The organism is Pseudomonas azerbaijanoccidentalis (genome assembly GCF_019145495.1).
GTDB classification, from domain to species: domain Bacteria; phylum Pseudomonadota; class Gammaproteobacteria; order Pseudomonadales; family Pseudomonadaceae; genus Aquipseudomonas; species Aquipseudomonas azerbaijanoccidentalis.
Map to the genome: position 1 here is coordinate 520503 of NZ_JAHSTU010000004.1, position 18669 is coordinate 539171.

Below are 18669 nucleotides of genomic sequence, written 5' to 3' on the forward strand. Positions count from 1 at the left end.
TTAACCCTTAGCCGTAGTTGGATTAGCTGATGAAGAAATTGATCGTGAGTCTGCTGTTGACCGTGGGAATCTCCGGCATGGCCCATGCCGCAGGTGAGCCAGTCAAACCTGGTGACGCCGCCGCAGGCCAGGCCAAAGCAGCCGTCTGTGGCGCCTGTCATGGTCCGGATGGCAACAGCATGGCGCCAAACTTTCCAAAACTGGCCGGCCAAGGTGAACGTTACCTGACCAAGCAACTGCACGACATCAAGTCGGGCAAGCGCACCGTTCTGGAAATGACCGGCCTGCTGACCAACCTGAGTGATCAGGACCTGGCAGACATTGCTGCCTACTTCGCCAGCCAAAAAGGCAGCGTCGGCGCCGCCGATGAAAAACTGGTCAAGCGCGGTGAGAATTTGTTCCGTGGCGGTGACCTGGCCAAAGGCCTGCCAGCCTGCACCGGCTGCCACTCTCCAAACGGCGCGGGCAACGCCGCTGCCGGCTTCCCGCACCTCGGTGGCCAGCATGCTCAATACATCGCCAAGCAGCTGACAGATTTCCGCAAGGAAGAAGGTGGCCGTACCAACGACGGCGATGTAAAAACCATGCAGACGATCGCCAAGCGACTCAGCGACGAAGACATCGCAGCAGTGTCCAGCTACATTCAGGGCCTGCACTAAGACCGGCGAATCGGGCGTTGCGCAAGGCATACATCTCTTGCAACGTTAACGCTCGATTAATCCGTCGCAGCAAGTATAAAAAGGGTGGCTTAGGCCGCCCTTTTTTGTGGCCGCTGCCGTTACACTACAGAACTCAAGCCCGCCATAACCTGTCTGAAAACAGGTCGCGCGAGGCGATAAAATTTGTCCAGGAGTGAAGCATGCGTAATCTGATCATCAGCGCCGTTTTTGCCGCTGCCAGCCTGTTTGGCATGACTGCCCAGGCCGCCGAAGCACCAGCCGCCCCTTACGTCGAACTGAGCAACCCGGTTCCAGTAGCCGTGCCTGGCAAGATCGAAGTGGTGGAGCTGTTCTGGTATGGCTGCCCACACTGCTACGCGTTCGAGCCGATGATCAATCCTTGGGTAGAGAAGCTGCCTTCGGACGTGAACTTCGTCCGCATCCCTGCCATGTTCGGCGGCCCATGGGACGCACACGGCCAAATGTTCCTGACCCTCGAAGCCATGGGCGTCGAGCACAAGGTGCACGCTGCCGTTTTCGAAGCGATCCAGAAAGAACACAAGAAGCTCACCGACAAGAACGACATGGCGGACTTCCTGGCCACCCAGGGCGTAGACAAAGACAAGTTCCTCGCCACGTTTGACTCCTTCGCCATCAAGGGCCAGATCAACAAAGCCAAAGAGCTTGCAAAGAAATATGAAATCTCCGGCGTGCCAACCATGATCGTCAACGGCAAGTATCGCTTTGACGTGGGCTCTGCCGGCGGTGCCGAGCAAGCCTTGCAACTGGCCGATAAACTGGTCGACAAAGAGCGAGCGGCTAACAAGGCTGCCGCCAACTAAAGGCAGCACCTGCCATGCGCCGCTGGGGTACTGAACGCATCGTTGGCCTGCATGATCCGCGGGTCAACGAGCATCATCTGGAATCGACGGGCCTGCCCGCAGACAGCCGTCTGCGCTTGCTCAGCTTCAATATTCAGGTCGGTATCAGTACCGAGCGCTATCGACATTACCTGACCCGGGGCTGGCAGCATCTGCTGCCGCATACCGGGCGGGCCGACAACCTGCAAAAGATCGGCAATCTGCTGGGCGACTTCGATCTGGTCGCTTTGCAGGAAGCCGATGGCGGCAGCCTGCGTTCAGGCTACGTCAATCAAGTCGAGCACCTGGCGCAGCTCGGCGCCTTCCCTTACTGGTACCAACAACTCAATCGCAATCTCGGTCGACTCGGCCAGCACAGCAACGGTGTGCTCAGCCGCCTGCGCCCGTGGGCGATCGAAGATCATCCGCTACCCGGGCCGAAAGGTCGCGGGGCGATTCTGGTGCGTTTCGGCGAAGGCCCGGAAGCGCTGGTGGTGGTGATGATGCACTTGGCGCTGGGCGCCCGCGCCCGCAGCCTGCAATTGGCCTATATCCGCGAAGTCATCGGCGGCTATAAACATCAGGTCCTGATGGGCGATATGAATACTCATGCCAGCGATCTGCTGCAAAACTCTCCGTTGCGCGACCTTGGCCTGCTGGCCCCGCAATTGGAAGCGACGTTCCCCAGCTGGCGCCCGCAGCGCTGCCTGGACCATATTCTCTTGAGCCCGAGCCTGACCCTTGAAAAGGTCGAGGTGCTGGCCCAACCCATTTCCGATCACCTGCCGGTCGCGGTAGAGATTCGTCTGCCGGGTTCGCTCACGGCCGATGCATTGCCCGCGTTGAGTCCTGCCCCTCGCGGATCCCATGAATGAGCGAAGAAACACAGCGCTGGAAAGAGAAGTACCTCAAAAGCATCGAACAACAGGAAAAGCTCGAACGTCGCTGGGACGCCCGGCTCGACTTGTTGCGCCGCGGGCTCGTGCGCAGCACCCTGGCAGCAGAAGGTACCGATCGCGCCGTTGACCAATGCATGAAGGAAATGCGCGAGGTCGTACGCACCGACGACATGGACGCCGGCCTGGCCGCCCTGCTCCCGCGCCTGGAAAAAGCCGTGCTCGACTCCGAGCAACGCAGGGAAACCCGGGTCAACCAGACCAGCGCCGCGCTGACCGCATTGGTCACTCAACTGCAAACATTACCGCTGCCCCGGGAAGTCAGTCGACCGCTCAAGAACTTTGCCAAGCAACTGGACAGCCGCGTCAGCCCGGCCCGCGAGATCCCATTGCTGCTCAGCGAACTGAGCGGCCTGCAAGGTAAAGCCCTGAGTCAGCTGGAAAACCCGGCAGAACCCGAACGCCCCGGCCTGCTGCAACGCTTGTTTGGCCATCGCGATGCCGATGAGGCAACACAACCGGTCACCGCCCCAGCAGAACAAGCTGCCAGTGCGGCACCCGCCGAACCAGTGCCGACACCGGCAGTTGCTGCGACGTCTGCAAAAACCAGCGAAGCTCCCGCCCCAGTTGAACTGGCGGCTGTGGAGCCGCCGGTCAAACCCACTCCGGTCGCCGAAACACAAGCAACCCCGACATCTGCAGAGCCGGTAGAGCCCGATCCTGTCGCACTGTTCGTTCCTCCGACCGTTAAGCTGCAGAAAGTCCCCGAGGCAGAGCTCGCAACAGACAGTGAACAGCCCGAGGAACCGCCAGCCTCTATCGCCGAGACCGCGCCCGAGATTGAGCCAGCCCTCAATCCTGACGAGCTGACCCCTGCTCCGCTACCCTCCTCGTCGCTGCCAGCGGCCGTCGAACCTATCGACCCAGAACACGTCGGGCACGACATGTTTTACGCGTTGCCGGACTCGCCCGAGCCGTCCTACAGCTCGGTCGCCAAGCACATCGAAGACACCTTGCTCGGCCTGCTCGACGATCTCACCCTGCCCGAGCGCCATCGGCCACAAGCTGAATCGATGCGTGATCGCCTGAAAAACGGCTTGAACTGGTACGAATTGCTGCCGATCCTCGATGATCTGGCAACCCTGATGCTGGCGATTTCGGACAGCGGCCAGCATGAATTCGAAGCGTATTTGCTGCGGCTCAATGAACGCCTCGAATCGTTCCAGAGTAACCTGCAAGCGGCCAGCGCCGACCATGCCGACAGCCGCTCGGCCGCGCATGCGCTGGACACGCAAATCCGCGAACAGGTCGATGGCCTGCAAACCAGCATGCACGAAGCGGCGGACCTGGAAGACCTCAAGCACGTTCTGGAAAACCATCTGGAAGGATTGCTCGGCACCATGGACGAGCACCGCAAGCAGCGTGACGAACGCGAGCAAGAAGTCGCTGCACGCCTGCAAAGCCTGGCCGAACGCGTCGCGCACATGGAGCAGGAAGCCTCAGGTTTCCGTGAACACCTCGAAGAACAGCGGCAGAAAGCCCTGATCGACCCGCTCACCGGACTGCCCAACCGCGCCGCGTGGAGCGAACGGCTGGAGCATGAAGTCGGCCAATGGCAGCAACACGGTAATACGCTGATGCTGGCCATGCTCGACCTCGACCATTTCAAACGCATCAACGATAACTATGGTCACCTGGCGGGTGACAAAGTGCTGAAAATCATCGCCACTGTGCTGCGCAAGCGGTTGCGCGGGTCGGATTTCATTGCCCGGTTTGGCGGCGAAGAGTTTGTTCTCCTGCTGCCCTCCACCGTGCCGGCAGCGGGGATGAAACTGCTCGAACACTTGCGGGCGTCCATCGAAGCCTGCCCGTTTCACTTCAAGGGTGAGCGGGTGACGATCACGATTTCAATGGGGCTGACCGCGTTCAAGCCCGGCGAGCACAGCGATCTGGTACTTAAAAGAGCCGATCAGGCGCTATATCGAGCAAAAAACGCCGGGCGAAACCGAGTGGAGCTGGGTTAAGCGCCAATTGTTCCATTTTATTTAAATCGTCCGCGATGGGCCGCGGCATACAAGGCAGTACGTTACACTGTTGCATTACTGTCTTGCGTGTATTGCCTTTCGCCATGAAATATTTTGCCCTCATCGTATCGTTCATTGTGTTGGCTGGTTGTGCCAGCGGCCCCCGCTTTGACACCAGCCACCCATCGGCCAACCACGACAGCCGCATCCAGTTTGTGGTGGTGCATTACACCTCCGCATCGATGGAGCGATCACTGCAATTGTTGACCCACGGCGAAGTCAGCAGCCACTATCTGATCGGCGACGACAAGAACGCGACCATTTACAAACTGATGGATGAAAGCCTGCGCGCCTGGCACGCCGGCGAAAGCCAATGGCAAGGCCGCACCTGGTTGAACTCAAGCTCCCTCGGTATCGAAATCGTTAACCCGGGCTTCAAGGACACCCCGACCGGGCGCCTGTGGTATCCCTACACTGAAGCGCAGGTTCAATCCCTGATCGTTCTGCTCAAGGACATCAGCCAGCGCTACAACATCAACCCCCGCAGCATCATCGGCCATAGCGACATTGCACCGCTGCGCAAACTGGATCCCGGCCCGCTATTCCCTTGGAAGCGCCTGGCTGGCGAAGGGATTGGCATTTGGCCAAACGAGCAGGCTGTTGCCCGACAGCAAGCGCAGTTCGAGGCGCGATTGCCGAGCATTTCCTGGTATCAGGCGCAGCTCGCACGCGTGGGTTATGAAACGCCACAGACGGGTGAACTGGACGTTGCCACACGCCACGTCCTCGCCGCGTTCCAAATGCATTTCCGCCCCTCCCGGTTCGATGGCACCCCGGACGCGCAAACGGCAGCGCTGCTACAGGTGTTAAACCAGACAAAATAATGACGACTGCCCGACGGTCAGCGCGTTTTTCCCATCAGCAGCTATAACTCATTGGTAATTCGTCGGATATTCCACAATGCCTGCTGCTCGAGACACATTTCGTAGTTGGTTTTTTCGCCCCTGGTTTTTGGCGATGCTGGCTGCTGTCTTGAGCGCGACGCTGATGATGGCCGGCAGTTATTTCGTCGCCATCCATCAGGTCGAACAAGAAGAAAGCCAGGAAATGAACGCCCAGGGCGAACGTTTTCTCGCTCGCCTTGAGCAGCTGTTCGGGCAACTGCGTGAGAGCCTCGACGACCTCGAAGCCCAGCCACTGCGCAGCTGCGATGACGAAATGATCGCGACGTTGCAGCAGGTCAGCTTCAACTATCGGTTCGTTTATGAGGCGGCCTATATGGACGCCTCGCGGATCTGCTCCAACCGCCCCCGCCAGGAAGGCTTGTCGCTGGTCCGCGCACCGGACATCAAAGGCCCGACCTACAGCTATTGGCTGAACACCACCACTGAACCGGATGAAAACCGTGCAGCCCTGATGCTCGGCCGCGGCAACTTCCGCGTCGCGACGTCTCGCGGTCATTTAACCGACATGGTCGACCTGTCGCCGGGCAGCAGCCTGTTGGTCATCCTCGACCATGGCACGCGAGCGATTCCGGTGTTGGGCGTGTCACAGGTGTGGCCGCCGACCGAGGCCTGGCCACCGAAAAACCGTGATTCCCTGCAAGTCACCCATTCCCGCCTGATTTACCGCATGCCCACCGATAACCCGGAATACCAATTGGTGCTGATCAGCCCGCGCAGCGGCACGCATATACCGCCCGTGTGGTGGTGGCTGCTTCCGGCGTGCCTGCTGCTGGCCGCTTGCGTGGGTTTCCTGGTGTTCCTGTTGGTACGCCAACGCCAATCACTGGATGCCGAATTGACCGGCGCCATACGCCGAGGCGAATTGCAGGTTTTGTATCAACCGATTTTCGATCTCGACAGCCGCAACTGCGTCGGCGCCGAAGCCTTGCTGCGCTGGCGTCGACCGGACGGCACACTGACCAGCCCCGACCTGTTCATTCCCATGGCGGAGAACACCGGGCAGATCCGCCAGATGACCGACTTCGTTCTGCAACGCCTGCTGGAGCAACTCGGGCAACTCCTTCGGGCCAATCCGCAGCTGTACATTTCGGTCAACCTGGCTGCGTGCGATGTGATGGTCCCGCGCATCGGCCAGGTGATGGCGCGCTTGCTGACGCTGCATCGGGTGGCAGCCAAGCAGATTGCTTTCGAGGTGACCGAGCGGGGGTTGATCGACGTGGTGGTGGCCCGCGAAAACCTGCAAGCCTTGCGCGATGTTGGCCATCAGGTACTGATCGATGACTTCGGCACCGGCTATTGCAGCCTTGCCTACCTGCAAACCCTGCCGGTGGACTGCCTGAAAATCGACAAGGCCTTCATCGACGCACTGGGCCACGACGCTGCCAGCAGTGGCGTGGCCCCGCACATCATTCACATGGCGCAATCACTGCACCTGAAGGTGATTGCCGAAGGCATCGAGCATGAGGCCCAGGCGGCGTTCCTGAGCAGTGAAGGCGTGAAGTTCGGTCAAGGCTGGTTGTTTGCCCACGCCCTGAGCGCGGTGCAGTTCATCGAGCTGATTACCCGCGGCCGGCGATTGGGCAACCGGCGTCTGGATGACGAGGCGTAAGACGTTACACCGTCAACGCCATGTAGAACTGAGTTCCCTGCCCCGGCCGCGAGTAAACGCCCATCCGGCCACCGTGCAATTGCACGATTTCCTTGCACAACGCCAGACCGAGCCCGGCACCGCCCTTCTTGCGGCCAACCTGAACAAACGGCTCGAAGATCCGCCCCTGCTGTCCATAGGCGATGCCTTCGCCGTTATCCTCGACGCTGATGATCACCCGATCACCATGGCGTCGCGCCTGTAAGCGTATCAAGCCTCCGGAGGCGGTATGGCGCAGCGCGTTGTCGATCAGGTTATCGAGCACACGGTCCAATTGCGGCTGATCGGCCTGCAAGCGTGGCAGCGGCCCCTGCACCTCAACCAGCAGCTCGATACCCTGCGCTTCTGCGCCGCTGGTAAACCGTAGCTGCGCCTGCTCCAGCAGATCTTCGATGGAGCACGGTGCCAACGTGAGTTTTTGCAGGCCGTTTTGATACCGCGAGAAATTCAGCAGGTCGTTGATCAACTGCATCAGGCGCTGCATTTCTTCGTTCACCGTGTCCAGCAAGTCAGCTTCACGGGAGTCCGGCGGGAAGTGCGCGCGCTCGCGGAACAGACCGAACGCCATGTGCATGCCGGTGACCGGTGTGCGCAACTCATGGGAAGCGCGCAGCACGAATTCGCTACGCACCCGTTCGAAGGCACGCTGCTCAGTGACGTCATGCAGCACCATGACCGCACCGAGGATATGTCCCTGAGTGTGGCTTACAGGCGTAAGGCTGTAGGTCAGCAACCGCGTCTCGCCATCGACCTCCATGCTCAGATCTTCCGGCGCCCGCTCCAGCGTGCCGCCGCGCAGCACCAGTTGCAGTTGCTCATCTAGCTCGGGTCGCTCAAGCGCCGTGCCCAGGCCTTGGCCGAGTCGATCGCTGTCCCAACCCAACTGACGCTGCGCAACCGGGTTGAGGTGCTCCAGGTGACCTTGACGGTCGATCATCAGCAAGCCGTCGTCGATGCTGTCGAGTACCGCTTGCAGGCGTTGCTGGCCTGCCAGCAGCTCATCGACATTGGTCGCCTGATGCTCACGCAGTGCCTCGGCCATGATGCCGAAACGCCGGGTCAGCTGATTGAGTTCAACCGCCGAAGAGACTGGGAGTGTCACATCGAAATTCCCCTGCCCGATGTTGTCCGCCGCCTGCGCCAACGCTTCGATGGGTTCGCCAAACCGTCGGGCGATGGCGTGAGCGGTAACGAAACCGATGATCAGCACCGCCAACCCGACCAATCCCAACAGGCCGGCAATCAACAGTGCTCGCTCACGCGACTGGCGCTCGGTGGTGCCGATGTTATCCAGGGCGCGCTTGTGTTCTTCGATCAAGCCATTGCGCAGCGCATTGAATCTTTGCGTGAGATCATCGTTGCCGGTCAACACATGCGTCGTATCGGGCGAGCTTTCATACGCCTGGATAAAACGCTGGTAATCCGTCTTGGCCTTTTTGAACCCGTATTCACTCCCCTTGACCTCCGGTTCCTGGGCGATGCCCTGGTCCAGCAGCTCGAAGTAACGCTGTTTGGAGGCGTCAAAGGCTTGAGTGTCCGGTTGCTCGCTGAGCATGATGATCAGCTGGTCGCCCAGCGTCTGGCGCAGTTTCAGACCCAGATCCAGAGTGACGAAGTTATTGCGTACCAGTGCTTCCTGACTCCCGGCCATCTGCATCACGCTGACCAGCCCGAGCAAAAGCCCGAGCAGCGCTACGGTGATCAGCGCGGAAATGCTTAAAAACAGGCGGGTCCGCAACTTCATCGCCAGCTTCATCGGTGGCGGCTCACAAGTTGTACTGTTTGCGTTTGCGGTACAGCGTCGAGGCGTCGATTCCCAACGTTTTGGCCGCTTGGTCCAAGGTGCCGGCGGTGGCGAGGACCGCGCCGATGTGGGCTTTTTCCAGTTCGTCCAGACTCAGCGCCGCGCCAATGCGCGGGGCGTTGTTGACCGGTGTTTCGGCCATCCCCAGATGGGTGATCTCGACGCGTTCCTGCGGGCAAATGATGCTCGCCCGCTCCACCACGTTGCGCAACTCACGGATGTTGCCCGGCCAGCGGTAGCCGAGCATCGCCTCACGGGCCTCGTCACTGAAGCCCCGGGCCGGGCGCGCGTACTCTTTGACGAACCGGGCCAGAAAGCGATCGGCGAGGTTGATGATGTCTTCCCTGCGCTCGCGCAGCGGCGGCAGGTGCAGAGTGATGACGTTCAGGCGATAGAGCAAGTCTTCGCGGAAACGGCCATCGCGAACCATGTCTTCCAGGTTTTGGTTGGTGGCGGCAAGGATGCGCACATCGGCACGCCGCGTGACCGGGTCACCTACGCGCTCGTATTCCTTGTCCTGAATGAAACGCAGCAACTTCGGCTGCAAAACCAGCGGAAAATCGCCGATTTCATCTAGAAACAGCGTGCCGCCATCAGCTTGATTGACGCGACCGAGCGTGCTTTCGCTGGCACCCGTGAATGCCCCGCGGCTATGGCCGAACAACTCGCTTTCCATCAACTCAGCCGTCAGCGATGGGCAATTGATGGTGGTGCAGGATTTCTTGGCGCGTTTGCTCCAGCCGTGAATAGCTTGGGACAACTCGCCCTTACCGGTGCCGGACTCCCCCAGAATCAGGATATTGGCATCGGTACCGGCGACCTGGCGCGCGGTTTCCAGCACCACTTTCATCGCGGGGCTATGAGAGTCGAGGCCATCCTTTGGTTTGCGTATCTCGCCTTCCAGCGCTTCAAGACGCGCCGACAATTGGCGCACTTCCAATTGCTTGGCGGTGGCCAGGCGCAATTGGTCGGGGCTGCACGGCTTGACCAGATAATCGGCGGCGCCGGCCTGGATTGCGTCTACCGCGGTGTCCACCGCGGAGTGTGCGGTGACGATCACCACTCGCATCCACGGTGCTTGGACGCGCATCTGGGCCAGTACATCCAGGCCATTGTCTTCGCCCAGACGCAAATCGAGGAAGCACAGGTCGAACACCTGACGTTGCAACAGCGCATCGGCCTGGGCGGCGCTGTTGGCGGTCGCCACGCTGTAGCCTTCGTCTTCAAGGCAGTAACGGAAGGTACGCAGGATGGCGGACTCATCATCCACCAGAAGAATACGGCCTTGATGCTCAGTGGCTGATTCCATTTTCCTACGCTCCTTAAAGAATGATCTTGGTTAGTCCCGGAAAAATCGGGCAAGTTGCATGGTTTATTCTGATCTATTACCGCGCTCACAGGGTAGCTATCTGCTGCCACTGCAAGTTGTGTCCTTTTCTGACAGTTGCGCCCTCCTTTCAATTCAAAAATATTGCGAAGCCCTGTAATCAATCGTGCATTCCGCACGACCGCGAAAAGCGGCATCGTGCAGGATGCCAGCGAATCGGTTTTTGCTATTTGTTTAACTAATTGATTTATAAGGTTTTTTCTTCTCTAAAAAGCTGGCATGACGACTGCAATAACCTGAGTAATGCAGGGCAAACAACAAACGCCCTCAACCCAATCACCCCCGCGTGGGAGGAGCCTCAGGATGAATCGTCAACGTGCCGCCCAATTACGTGTCTCGCCACTGCATCTCCAGCAAGGCTTGTTTTGCGTACTTGCGCTGCTGGTCACTCTGATCGCCGGCCAGCAATTCCTGAGCTGGGAACAAAACCAGCAACAAACTGCGCCACGCGTGTCGTTTCAGCACCCGACCCAAACCCAATTCAGCGCTGCCAGCAGCGGTATGACTGACAGCACTGCCCTGCGAATGATGGACGTCGACCAGGCTCAGCCTGTGAATGAGATGCCTCGTCAGGAACGCTGGGTTTTCTAAGACTTGATTACACAGACTTGGCGTGTTCGATGCGCCGGGGCAAGCACCTCTAAATAGAAGCGTAAGGAGAATCACCATGTTGAGCTGGGCAATCACATTCTTGATCATTGCCATTGTCGCTGCCGTTTTGGGCTTCGGTGGTATCGCGGGCACCGCCACGGGTATCGCCAAGATTCTCTTTGTCGTGTTCCTGGTGATGTTCATTGCTTCCTTCTTCTTTGGCCGTCGCGGTCGAGGCTGAACATGAGCCGTTCGTTAAAGACACTGGCAGCCGCCCTGCTACTGGGCGGTAGTGCCATGGCAATTGCTGCCAATGATGGGCAGGCGCGGGTCAACGAGCTTTTGAACGCAGACCCGCAGTACCGGGAAACCTGGCAAGGCGTCGTCAAGAAAGAGGAACGCCTGCCGGAATGGGTGATGAACCTGTCCGGCGATGCCGAACAAATGAATGCCGTGGAAGAGGATGGCAACAAGTATCTGGTGGGGCCGCTGTGTGAAACCCAGGCGACCTGCCCTGACAAACGCTTGATTGTCGCCGTCAGCTTCGACAAGAAGGACGCCTACGCCATGTTGGTAGAGGTGCCTTCGGGGCTGCCTGCCGACAAGTCGCCAACCCGACATGCCAACTACCGTTTCCTCGGGAAACCGGACCAGGGCATGCAGGAATTGTTGATGGAACAACTCAAGAAAGATCCGAACTGGTATTGAGTTCCAGACATGGGAAAGAAGCCTCGCTTCTTTCTATCTGCACCCCCTGAGGAAGGCAGGTGCATGACCAAGGGGTCGGGACGTTCTGCCTGTTTCAGGGGCGGAGTGACCTACGGGTACAGGGAGTGCCTGCGCAAGGGCCGGGTCAGGAAAAGCTGCGACGCAAGTTCGCCGGCCAGTTATGGCTCGACGGACTTGCGGAGAGCTTGTTCACGCGAAGTACCGAATTAGAGCTTTCTGCGCCTTTTTCCGCTTCTATCTAAAACACCCCTCGCCCGTCTACGGAAAATTCCTTTCCCAGAGCCTCTGCTGCGACCGTATATCGAGAAATATTGCCGGCCGCTGGCCGCGATTCCTTTGCCCGATTTGTGGGATTTTCCCGAAATTCGTCGCCATTTCAGCTGATCAAAAAATACTCAACCTGCTCTGTGATGGCCGGTTCACGGCACTTTTGCCTGCCGAAATGTCACATTCGAACCGATTGCGACGTCGCTTTCAGCTAAAAAACCTCATGCCGATTCGGCATAGGGTAGGCGTTTACGGCATTAGACGTCGCTTCCTTGCATCGGAATAGTTGCGCCTTTTTTCGCCTGCCAGAGAGCCACTAACAAGCGCTCCGGGGCTCCTTATACGGGGGCAGATGCAGCAACTTTTTTGCCACAAGCGAACCAGTTCTTGCACCTGCCCGAGTCAAACTGAAGTAAGGGTAAAGATATGAAGAAGGCAAAGCTTAGCCTCGCCTGGCAGATCCTCATCGGTCTGGTATTGGGGATTGCAATCGGTGCGCTGCTCAACCATTTCAGTGCCGAGAAAGCCTGGTGGATCAGCAACGTCCTGCAACCAGCGGGCGATATCTTTATCCGTCTGATCAAGATGATTGTGATCCCGATCGTGATCTCTTCGCTGATCGTCGGCATTGCCGGCGTGGGTGATGCGAAGAAGCTCGGCAGCATCGGCCTCAAAACCATCCTCTACTTTGAAGTCGTCACCACTATTGCCATCGTCGTCGGCCTGTTGCTGGCCAACCTGTTCCACCCGGGCGCAGGCATCGACATGAGCACCCTGGGCACTGTGGATATCTCCAAGTACCAGGCGACGGCGGCTGAGGTCCAGCATGAACACGCGTTCATCGAGACCATCCTCAACCTGATCCCGTCCAACATCTTCGCGGCCATGGCCCGTGGTGAGATGCTGCCGATCATCTTCTTCTCGGTGTTGTTCGGTCTCGGCCTGTCGAGCCTCAAGCCTGAACTGCGTGATCCGTTGGTCACAATGTTCCAGGGCGTGTCGGAAAGCATGTTCAAGGTCACCCACATGATCATGAACTACGCCCCGATCGGCGTTTTCGCACTGATCGCGGTCACGGTGGCCAACTTCGGTTTCGCCTCGCTGCTGCCGCTGGCCAAACTGGTGATCCTGGTTTACGTCGCCATCGCCTTCTTCGCCTTCGTCGTGCTGGGCCTGATCGCTCGCCTGTTCGGTTTCTCGGTGATCAAGCTGATGCGCATCTTCAAGGATGAGCTGGTGCTGGCCTACTCCACCGCCTCCTCCGAAACCGTGCTGCCGCGCGTGATCGAGAAGATGGAAGCCTACGGCGCGCCGAAAGCGATTTGCAGCTTCGTGGTACCGACCGGCTACTCGTTCAACCTCGACGGTTCGACCCTGTACCAAAGCATCGCGGCCATCTTTATTGCCCAGCTGTACGGCATCGACCTGTCGATCAGCCAGCAACTGCTGCTGGTCCTGACCCTGATGGTCACCTCCAAAGGCATCGCCGGCGTACCGGGCGTGTCCTTTGTGGTGCTGCTCGCCACTCTGGGCAGCGTGGGCATCCCGCTGGAAGGCCTGGCCTTCATCGCCGGTGTCGACCGCATCATGGACATGGCGCGCACCGCGCTGAACGTGATTGGCAACGCTTTGGCCGTGCTGGTTATCTCTCGCTGGGAAGGCATGTACGACGATGCCAAGGGCCAGCGCTACTGGAACTCCCTGCCGCACTGGCGCAGCAAAGAAAAGCTGCCGGTTGGTGAAGTTTCCAGCAACTGACACCTGAACTCCTTGATGGCTTTTCTATGGGAGCAAGCCTGCTGGCGATAGCGGTGTACCAAACAACAGAGATGTTGAATGTGCCGCCCTCATCGCCAGCAGTCTGGCTCCCACAGTTTCGAGTCAGCCTTACAAACAAACCCCGGAGAAATCCGGGGTTTGTCGTTTCTGGCCACCCCGCTATCATTCGCGCATCTTTTGGGGGATTTGACTGATGCTTAATGGCCTGTGGCTTGGCTTTTTCATCGTGGCCGCGATATCGGCGCTGGCGCAATGGCTGATCGGCGGCAACGCCGGAATCTTCGCGGCGATGGTGGAAAGCATTTTCGCCATGGCCAAATTGTCGGTCGAAGTGATGGTGTTGTTGTTCGGCACCCTCACCCTCTGGCTGGGTTTTTTGCGGATCGCCGAAAAAGCCGGGATTGTCGATTGGCTGGCCAAGGCCCTCGGCCCGCTGTTTCTGCGCTTGATGCCGGAAGTCCCGCCCGGCCACCCCGCCATCGGCCTGATCACCCTGAACTTCGCTGCGAATGGACTGGGCCTCGACAACGCCGCTACGCCGATCGGCCTGAAGGCCATGAAGGCTTTGCAGGAACTCAACCCCAGCGCCACCATCGCCAGCAACGCACAAATCCTGTTCCTGGTGCTCAACGCCTCCTCCCTGACCCTGCTGCCGGTGACGATCTTCATGTATCGCGCCCAGCAAGGCGCGCCCGACCCGACGCTGGTGTTCCTGCCGATTCTGCTGGCCACCAGTTGCTCGACCATCGTCGGCTTCCTGGCTGTGGCGTTCATGCAACGTCTGCGCGTCTGGGACCCGGTGGTGCTGGCCTATCTGATCCCCGGTGCACTGATGCTGGGTGGCTTCATGGCGTTGCTGGGTACGATGTCAGCTGCTGCGCTGGCCGGTTTGTCGTCGATCCTCGGCAACTTGACGCTATTCGGGTTGATCATGCTGTTTTTGATCATCGGCGCAATGCGCAAGGTGAAGGTCTACGAGGCGTTCGTTGAAGGCGCCAAAGAAGGCTTCGACGTGGCGAAAAACTTGCTGCCGTATCTGGTGGCGATGCTCTGTGCGGTGGGCGTGCTGCGGGCGTCCGGCGCCTTGGATTTCGGACTGGACGGCATCCGTCATCTGGTGGAGTGGGCCGGTTGGGACACGCGTTTTGTCGATGCACTGCCCACCGCCATGGTCAAGCCGTTCTCCGGTAGCGCCGCCCGGGCAATGCTGATTGAAACCATGAAGACCTCCGGCGTAGACAGCTTCCCGGCGCTGGTGGCGGCGACGATTCAAGGCAGCACCGAAACCACGTTCTATGTGCTGGCGGTGTACTTCGGCGCGGTGGGCATCCAGCGGGCGCGGCATGCCGTGGGGTGTGCGTTGCTGGCGGAACTGGCGGGGGTGTTGGGCGCCATCGGGGTTTGCTACTGGTTCTTCGGGTAAGGCAAAAGATCGCAGCCTGCGGCAGCTCCTACAGCCGCACACCTACCAATGTAGGAGCTGCCGTAGGCTGCGATCTTGGGATCTCAAGGTTTGACCGGTGCTAACTGCCGCCCTTGCTCAACCGCCCAATTCACCACTTGCGTCGTCAATTGATCGCTGGCCTGGCCAAAACCGGCCACCACCGCCGGTACTTTCACATCGCTCAGAGGCTGGCGCACTTCAAAGCGGCGGCTGGCGAGGATGTGCTGGTCATAACTGCGCACCAGTAACGCGTCCACACTCACCACCACACTGGCGGTCGTGCCCTGGTATTCCGTCTGGAAGGCTTGCAGGAGGCCGCCCAGTTCGAGATCCGTCTGGAATATGCTGTCATCGGTACTCAACAGCGATACCCGACCATCACGCTGGAAACCATCCAGCAGGCGATTGCGCAACAGCACTGGCGCCGGGTCGCTCCAGCGCGAGCCTTTGTAGTTGCTGATCACGTCACCCTGAGGGATAACCGCGATGTTCGGGCTGTTCAAGGCTTCGCTGGCCTGCAGCTTGGTCAGGCGCAACGACCAGCGCTGGGCTGCGCCGTGAATGCCGGCCGGGCTGCTCTGAGCCGACGGTAACCGATAGACATCGAACGGTTCAGGCTTGGGCAGGATCGAGCATGAACTCATCAGCATGAAGCCGGCGAGGAGGGCGATAGGCGTCGGCTTCATGGGGTGAATTCCTTGTTCTTGTCACTGCCCAGCAGGTAACCGCTGGGGTTGGCCTCAAGTCGGTGGGAAATGGCGCGCAGCGACGTGAGGGTTTCGCGCAGCTCGCGCACCGCCGGGGCCAGACCATTGAGGCCCTGCATGCCGTTGTTGATCGAGTCCTGATTGGCGCTGAGCAACTTGTTGATCGTTGCGCTGCTTTGCTCCAGCGACTTCATCGCCTGCTCAGCGCTGCCGAACATCTGCTTGCCCTGATCGTTGAGCAAACCATTGGCGTTACGCATCAGCGCAGAGGTCTGTTCCATCATGGTGCCCGCCTGCTTGCTCAGCGAGGCCAGTTGCTGCATCGCCTGACGAATATCACCGCGCTGATCGGCAATGACCCCGGTGGTTTGCTCCAGATGCTCAAGGGTCTTGCTGATGCGCTCGATGTTTTCGGTGGAAAACATCAGGTTGGCGTTGTGCATCAGCGAGGTCACGCCGGCCATCAGGTCGTTGCTGTCGTTGAGCAAACGGGCAATAGGCGAGGGCGATGCCACGATGGTCGGCAGGTTGCCGTCCTTGCCCTTGAGTGTCGGGCTTTGTGGCGTGCCGCCGCTGAGCTGGATGATCGATGTGCCGGTGACCCCGGTCAGCGCCAGCTTGGCCTGGGTGTCTTCCTTGACCGGCGTATCTCCGCCCAGACGAATCCGCGCCAGCACCCGGCGCGGGTCTTTGGGGTCCAGGCGCAGCGAGATCACATCGCCGACCTTGATCCCGCTGTACTGCACTGAACTGCCGTTGGACAGACCACTGACGGCCTCGTTGAAGACGACCTGGTAGTCCTTGAACTCGCGGTCGACGCTGGACTTGGCCAGAAACAAACCAAAGAGCAGGGCGCCCGCCACCACAATCACGGTGAACAGGCCGATCAATACATGATGGGCTCGGGTTTCCATGTCAGACCTCGTTGAGCTGTTGAGCGGCCGTCAGCGCCGCGCGGCCGCGAGGGCCATGGAAGTATTCGTGAATCCACGCATCGTCGGTTTCCGACACCTTGTCGATGGCGTCCGCCACCAGCACTTTTTTCTGCGCCAGCACCGCCACCCGGTCGGTGATGGTGTAGAGCGTGTCGAGATCGTGGGTCACCAGGAACACGCTCAAGCCCAAGGCATCGCGCAGGGTCAAGATCAACTGATCGAACGCCGCCGCGCCAATGGGGTCGAGGCCGGCGGTGGGTTCGTCGAGAAACAGTATGTCGGGGTCCAGCGCCAAGGCCCGTGCCAGAGCGGCGCGTTTGATCATGCCGCCGGACAGCGACGCGGGGTATTTATCCGCCGCCGACAGCGGCAACCCGGCCAGCGCCAGCTTCACGGCGGCCAAGTGCTCGGCATCGTCGCGACTCAGGCCGGCGTGTTCGATCAGGGGCAGGGCGACGTTCTCGGTCACGGTCAGCGAAGAGAACAGGGCGCCTTTCTGGAACAGCACGCCAAAGCGCCGCTCAATCAGCGAACGCTCGTGTTCCGGCAGGGTCGGCAGGTTTTGCCCGAACACCTTCACCACGCCTTCGCTGGGCTGGCGCAAGCCGACAATGCTGCGCAGCAGCACCGACTTGCCGCTGCCGGAGCCGCCGACGACGGCGAGGATCTCGCCCTTGTACAAATCCAGATCGAGGTTTTCATGCACGCTCTGGCGACCGAAGCGATTGCACAGCCCACGGACTTCGATCACCGCCTCGGCGGGCGCTCGGGGTAAACGGCTCACCAGCTCATCTCCATGAAAAACAGCGCGGCCACGGCGTCGAGCACGATCACCACGAAAATCGACTGCACCACACTCGACGTGGTGTGGGCGCCGACGGACTCGGCGCTGCCGCTGACCTTAAAACCTTCCAGACAACCGATCGCGGCGATCAGGAACGCGAAGATCGGCGCTTTGACCATCCCCACCAGAAAGTGCTGAACACCGATGTCCGATTGCAGCAAGGAAAGGAACATCGCCGGCGAGATATCCAGCGACACCGCGCAGACCACACCGCCGCCAACAATCCCCGACACCATCGCCAGAAAAGTCAGCATCGGCAACGCCACCAGCAACGCCAGCACGCGTGGTACCACCAGCAGTTCCATCGGATCGAGGCCGAGGGTGCGGATGGCGTCGATTTCTTCGTTGGCCTTCATTGAGCCGATTTGCGCGGTAAAGGCACTGGCGGTGCGACCGGCCATGAGGATCGCGGTCAGCAACACGCCAAACTCACGCAGGAAGGCAAATGCCACAAGGTCCACGGTGAATACGCTGGCGCCGAAGGTGGCCAGTACCGTCGCGCCGAGAAACGCCACCACGGCGCCCACCAGAAAAGTCAGCAGGGCAACGATAGGCGCAGCATCGAGGCCGGTCTGCTCAATGTGCGCGACCATTGGCGTGATGCGCCAGCGTTTGGGACGGAACAGGCCACGGACGATGGTTTCCAGAATCAGACCGACAAAACCCAGCAGTTGCAAGGTGTCCTGCCAGACCCGGTCCACCGCGCGACCAATACGGGTGAGCAGCATAATACCGACGTTGATTTCCGGTTCCTTGATCGGCACGCAGAAATCGGTCAACGACTGGTAGACGGTCTGCAGCAACGCGCGGTCGGCAGAGGAGAGGGTGCAATCAGGGTGTTCGGCGGAGCGGCCCAGACGCTCGGAGCCCAGCAGCTCCGCCAACAGCGAAGCCCCGGCGGTATCAAGGGCGCCAAGGCTATTGAGGTCGATGTGGGTGCTGTCGTCGTATTGGCCTTCGAGCTTCTCGCTCAGGCGCTTGAGGTCGGCGTAATGGGCGAGCGTCCAGTCCCCCGTCACCCGTATCTGAGCGGGGGCGTGCGAGGTGTCCAGTTGGGCATTGCCGGGCACTGTGCTGCTGGTCATAAGCTCCGTGCTTTTTCGGTTATTTACGCTGTCCTACGTAATAGC

At 59.7% G+C, this 18669-nt stretch carries 17 protein-coding genes; 11 read left to right on the forward strand and 6 right to left on the reverse strand.

The window, feature by feature from the left end; genetic code table 11:
• Positions 1-29: 29 nt before the first annotated feature.
• The 6 genes from KVG88_RS16615 to KVG88_RS16640 all read left to right on the forward strand — a co-directional run bounded on the left by KVG88_RS16615 (position 30) and on the right by KVG88_RS16640 (position 7013).
• A complete protein-coding gene (locus KVG88_RS16615; protein ID WP_150702329.1) occupies positions 30-659 on the forward strand; it encodes a c-type cytochrome in 630 nt (209 codons plus the stop codon).
• Positions 660-859: 200 nt separating this feature from the next.
• Positions 860-1501: a thiol:disulfide interchange protein DsbA/DsbL gene (locus KVG88_RS16620; RefSeq protein WP_217872052.1), complete on the forward strand. Its 642-nt coding sequence runs from the start codon at positions 860-862 to the stop codon at positions 1499-1501.
• A gap of 14 nt (positions 1502-1515) precedes the next feature.
• Complete coding sequence (locus KVG88_RS16625; RefSeq protein WP_150702326.1) at positions 1516-2394, forward strand: endonuclease/exonuclease/phosphatase family protein; 879 nt, start codon at positions 1516-1518, stop codon at positions 2392-2394.
• The gene (locus tag KVG88_RS16630; protein ID WP_217872053.1) at positions 2391-4439 is read left to right on the forward strand and encodes a GGDEF domain-containing protein; all 2049 of its coding nucleotides are present in this window, start codon (positions 2391-2393) and stop codon (positions 4437-4439) included. Before KVG88_RS16625 ends, KVG88_RS16630 begins: the two co-directional genes overlap by 4 nt.
• A gap of 104 nt (positions 4440-4543) precedes the next feature.
• Complete coding sequence (locus KVG88_RS16635; RefSeq protein ID WP_217872054.1) at positions 4544-5323, forward strand: N-acetylmuramoyl-L-alanine amidase; 780 nt, start codon at positions 4544-4546, stop codon at positions 5321-5323.
• A 76-nt stretch (positions 5324-5399) separates the two neighbouring features.
• On the forward strand, positions 5400-7013 hold the full coding sequence (locus tag KVG88_RS16640; RefSeq protein ID WP_150702323.1) for an EAL domain-containing protein: 1614 nt from the start codon (positions 5400-5402) through the stop codon (positions 7011-7013).
• A gap of 4 nt (positions 7014-7017) precedes the next feature.
• On the opposite strand, the gene KVG88_RS16645 is transcribed toward KVG88_RS16640, so the two are convergent.
• Together KVG88_RS16645 and algB are read right to left on the reverse strand one after the other, a co-directional pair.
• Positions 7018-8808 carry a KinB sensor domain-containing domain gene (locus tag KVG88_RS16645; protein ID WP_150702322.1) on the reverse strand — a complete coding sequence of 597 codons (1791 nt, stop codon included), beginning with the start codon at positions 8806-8808 and terminating at the stop codon, positions 7018-7020.
• A gap of 10 nt (positions 8809-8818) precedes the next feature.
• Positions 8819-10165 carry a sigma-54-dependent response regulator transcription factor AlgB gene (gene algB, locus KVG88_RS16650; RefSeq protein ID WP_150702321.1) on the reverse strand — a complete coding sequence of 449 codons (1347 nt, stop codon included), beginning with the start codon at positions 10163-10165 and terminating at the stop codon, positions 8819-8821.
• 381 nt (positions 10166-10546) lie between these two features.
• On the opposite strand from algB, the gene KVG88_RS16655 reads away from it, so the two are divergent.
• From KVG88_RS16655 to KVG88_RS16675, 5 genes are all read left to right on the forward strand, one after another.
• Entirely contained in the window at positions 10547-10834 is a 288-nt protein-coding gene (locus KVG88_RS16655) for a hypothetical protein (RefSeq protein ID WP_150702320.1), read from the forward strand.
• A 76-nt stretch (positions 10835-10910) separates the two neighbouring features.
• A complete protein-coding gene (locus KVG88_RS16660; RefSeq protein WP_003170804.1) occupies positions 10911-11075 on the forward strand; it encodes a DUF1328 domain-containing protein in 165 nt (54 codons plus the stop codon).
• A 2-nt stretch (positions 11076-11077) separates the two neighbouring features.
• Positions 11078-11542, forward strand: a complete 465-nt coding sequence (locus tag KVG88_RS16665; RefSeq protein WP_150702319.1) for an inhibitor of vertebrate lysozyme family protein — start codon at positions 11078-11080, stop codon at positions 11540-11542.
• 714 nt (positions 11543-12256) lie between these two features.
• Positions 12257-13588 carry a glutamate/aspartate:proton symporter GltP gene (gltP, locus tag KVG88_RS16670; protein WP_150702318.1) on the forward strand — a complete coding sequence of 444 codons (1332 nt, stop codon included), beginning with the start codon at positions 12257-12259 and terminating at the stop codon, positions 13586-13588.
• A gap of 214 nt (positions 13589-13802) precedes the next feature.
• The gene (locus KVG88_RS16675; protein WP_150702317.1) at positions 13803-15032 is read left to right on the forward strand and encodes a nucleoside recognition domain-containing protein; all 1230 of its coding nucleotides are present in this window, start codon (positions 13803-13805) and stop codon (positions 15030-15032) included.
• An 83-nt stretch (positions 15033-15115) separates the two neighbouring features.
• On the opposite strand, the gene KVG88_RS16680 is transcribed toward KVG88_RS16675, so the two are convergent.
• From KVG88_RS16680 to KVG88_RS16695, 4 genes are read right to left on the reverse strand one after another with little or no spacing between them, the layout of a single operon-like run.
• Positions 15116-15739: an ABC-type transport auxiliary lipoprotein family protein gene (locus KVG88_RS16680; RefSeq protein ID WP_217872055.1), complete on the reverse strand. Its 624-nt coding sequence runs from the start codon at positions 15737-15739 to the stop codon at positions 15116-15118.
• A complete protein-coding gene (locus KVG88_RS16685) occupies positions 15736-16674 on the reverse strand; it encodes an MlaD family protein (RefSeq protein WP_150702315.1) in 939 nt (312 codons plus the stop codon). The genes KVG88_RS16680 and KVG88_RS16685 overlap by 4 nt, the downstream gene beginning before the upstream one ends.
• 1 nt (position 16675) lies before the next feature.
• Positions 16676-17479 (reverse strand): ABC transporter ATP-binding protein, encoded by an 804-nt coding sequence (locus KVG88_RS16690; RefSeq protein WP_056854225.1) that lies wholly within the window; start codon positions 17477-17479, stop codon positions 16676-16678.
• Positions 17476-18624 carry an ABC transporter permease gene (locus tag KVG88_RS16695; protein WP_150702314.1) on the reverse strand — a complete coding sequence of 383 codons (1149 nt, stop codon included), beginning with the start codon at positions 18622-18624 and terminating at the stop codon, positions 17476-17478. The genes KVG88_RS16690 and KVG88_RS16695 overlap by 4 nt, the downstream gene beginning before the upstream one ends.
• Between the last annotated feature and the right edge of the window lie 45 nt (positions 18625-18669).

What these genes read in the sequence shown, in the direction of transcription:
- KVG88_RS16615 (WP_150702329.1), top strand. Translation starts at nt 30, where the DNA reads ATGAAGAAATTGATCGTGAGTCTGCTGTTGACCGTGGGAATCTCCGGC.
- KVG88_RS16620 (WP_217872052.1), top strand. Translation starts at nt 860, where the DNA reads ATGCGTAATCTGATCATCAGCGCCGTTTTTGCCGCTGCCAGCCTGTTT.
- KVG88_RS16625 (WP_150702326.1), top strand. Translation starts at nt 1,516, where the DNA reads ATGCGCCGCTGGGGTACTGAACGCATCGTTGGCCTGCATGATCCGCGG.
- KVG88_RS16630 (WP_217872053.1), top strand. Translation starts at nt 2,391, where the DNA reads ATGAGCGAAGAAACACAGCGCTGGAAAGAGAAGTACCTCAAAAGCATC.
- KVG88_RS16635 (WP_217872054.1), top strand. Translation starts at nt 4,544, where the DNA reads ATGAAATATTTTGCCCTCATCGTATCGTTCATTGTGTTGGCTGGTTGT.
- KVG88_RS16640 (WP_150702323.1), top strand. Translation starts at nt 5,400, where the DNA reads ATGCCTGCTGCTCGAGACACATTTCGTAGTTGGTTTTTTCGCCCCTGG.
- KVG88_RS16645 (WP_150702322.1), bottom strand. Translation starts at nt 8,808, where the DNA reads ATGAAGCTGGCGATGAAGTTGCGGACCCGCCTGTTTTTAAGCATTTCC.
- algB (WP_150702321.1), bottom strand. Translation starts at nt 10,165, where the DNA reads ATGGAATCAGCCACTGAGCATCAAGGCCGTATTCTTCTGGTGGATGAT.
- KVG88_RS16655 (WP_150702320.1), top strand. Translation starts at nt 10,547, where the DNA reads ATGAATCGTCAACGTGCCGCCCAATTACGTGTCTCGCCACTGCATCTC.
- KVG88_RS16660 (WP_003170804.1), top strand. Translation starts at nt 10,911, where the DNA reads ATGTTGAGCTGGGCAATCACATTCTTGATCATTGCCATTGTCGCTGCC.
- KVG88_RS16665 (WP_150702319.1), top strand. Translation starts at nt 11,078, where the DNA reads ATGAGCCGTTCGTTAAAGACACTGGCAGCCGCCCTGCTACTGGGCGGT.
- gltP (WP_150702318.1), top strand. Translation starts at nt 12,257, where the DNA reads ATGAAGAAGGCAAAGCTTAGCCTCGCCTGGCAGATCCTCATCGGTCTG.
- KVG88_RS16675 (WP_150702317.1), top strand. Translation starts at nt 13,803, where the DNA reads ATGCTTAATGGCCTGTGGCTTGGCTTTTTCATCGTGGCCGCGATATCG.
- KVG88_RS16680 (WP_217872055.1), bottom strand. Translation starts at nt 15,739, where the DNA reads ATGAAGCCGACGCCTATCGCCCTCCTCGCCGGCTTCATGCTGATGAGT.
- KVG88_RS16685 (WP_150702315.1), bottom strand. Translation starts at nt 16,674, where the DNA reads ATGGAAACCCGAGCCCATCATGTATTGATCGGCCTGTTCACCGTGATT.
- KVG88_RS16695 (WP_150702314.1), bottom strand. Translation starts at nt 18,624, where the DNA reads ATGACCAGCAGCACAGTGCCCGGCAATGCCCAACTGGACACCTCGCAC.